General features: G+C 40.3%; 1 protein-coding gene. It reads right to left on the bottom strand.

Annotated elements, in window-relative coordinates; translation table 11 throughout:
* A partial coding sequence (locus ACYVTD_RS18090) for an ABC transporter permease family protein (protein WP_461248995.1) occupies nucleotides 1-362 on the bottom strand: 362 nt, incomplete at both ends.

Here is a 362-nt window from a genome sequence, read left to right as displayed (position 1 = left end):
GTCAAGAAAGCCGCCTTCTTTTTTAACTGTTAAAAGGGAGACAGAAATTGAAATTAATAAGATAAAAAAAAGTGAAAAGAAGGCTAGAGTAAAACTTATTGGAAGACGCCGCAAAATCATTGATGAAATTGGTTCTGAACGGAAACGAAGCGAGTTTCCCGGATTACCACTGAGAAAATTAACAAGCCAGTCAAGGTAGCGGATAATCAACGGGCGGTTAAGTCCCATTTCTTCGCGTATAGTTTCAAACTGTTCCTGCGTCGCTTCTATTCCCGCGGACAATACCGCAGGGTCTCCGCGTATAACGCTGAACGCGAGGAAACAAAATATTGAAACTAAAAACATTGTTATAACGGCAATAA

Source organism: Treponema sp. R6D11, from assembly GCF_054786075.1.
This window is presented reverse-complemented; position numbering and strand designations above follow the sequence as displayed.